This is a genomic window from Streptomyces sp. NPDC001508, assembly GCF_040298665.1.
Lineage (GTDB): Bacteria > Actinomycetota > Actinomycetes > Streptomycetales > Streptomycetaceae > Streptomyces.
The window spans coordinates 1-1,391 of the sequence record NZ_JBEPAP010000167.1; the positions used below are offsets into that span (position 1 = coordinate 1).

The window sequence follows — 1,391 nt, forward strand, 5'->3', positions numbered from 1 at the left end:
GACCTCGGTGCCCTCGGTGAGTGCGGGCTCGACGCGTTTGGCGAGGACCTTGCCCAGCTCCACGCCCCACTGGTCGAAGGAGTCGATGTCCCAGATCGCGCCCTGGACGAACACCTTGTGCTCGTACAACGCGATCAGCTGCCCCAGCACCGACGGGGTCAGCTCCCGCGCGAGGATCGTCGTCGTCGGATGGTCACCCCGGAACGTCCGGTGCGCCACCAGCTCCTCGGCGACCCCCTCCGCCCGCACCTGGCCAGGCGTCCTGCCGAAAGCGAGCGCCTGGGTCTGGGCGAAGAAGTTCGCCATCAACAGATCATGCTGCGCCCTGAGTTCACCGCTCAGCCCGGCCACCGGCTCCGCGAACCCGATGAAGTCCGCCGGGATCACCTTCGTGCCCTGATGGATCAGCTGGTAGTAGGCATGCTGCCCGTTCGTGCCCGGCGTGCCCCACACCACCGGCCCCGTCTGCCACCCCACCCAATTCCCCTGACGGTCCACGGACTTGCCGTTGGACTCCATGTCCAGCTGCTGCAGATAGGCCGTGAACCGGGACAGATAGTGGCTGTAGGGCAGCACCGCATGCGACTGCGCGTCGAAGAAACCCCCGTACCACACACCCAGCAGCCCCAGCAGCAGCGGCACATTCGCCTCCGCCGGCGCCGTACGGAAATGCTCGTCGACCACACGGAAACCGGCCAGCATCTCCCCGAAACGCTCCGGACCGACCGCGACCATCAACGACAGACCGACCGCCGAGTCGAACGAGTAACGCCCCCCGACCCAGTCCCAGAACTCGAACATGTTCTCCGGGTCGATACCGAACCCGGCCACCTTCTCCGCGTTCGTCGACAGCGCCACGAAATGCCGCGCCACCGCCTTCCCGTCCCCGCCCAGCCCCGCCAACAGCCAGTTACGGGCCGACGTCGCATTGGTGATGGTCTCGATGGTCGTGAACGTCTTCGACGCGACGATGAACAAGGTCTCCGCCGGATCCAGATCACGCACCGCCTCATACAGATCCGCACCGTCCACGTTCGACACGAACCGGAACGTCATCTCCCGCACCGTGTACGCCCGCAGCGCCTCGTACGCCATCGCCGGACCCAGATCCGAACCACCGATCCCGATGTTCACCACATTCCTGATCCGCCTGCCGGTATGACCCGTCCAGGCACCGGAACGCACCCGCTCGGCGAAATCAGCCATCCTGTCGAGCACCGCATGCACCGCGGGAACCACGTTCTCCCCGTCGACCTCGATCACCGCGTCCCGCGGCGCACGCAACGCCGTGTGCAGCACCGCCCGGTCCTCCGTGACATTGATCTTCTCCCCACGGAACATCGCGTCCCGCAGCCCGAACACATCACACGCCACGGCCAGTTCCTGGAGCA

General features: G+C 66.3%; 1 protein-coding gene. It reads right to left on the reverse strand.

Features of this window, described 5'->3' with window-relative positions:
- The coding region (gene pgi, locus ABT245_RS45900; protein WP_351747124.1) for a glucose-6-phosphate isomerase at positions 1-1,391 on the reverse strand (1,391 nt) is incomplete at both ends.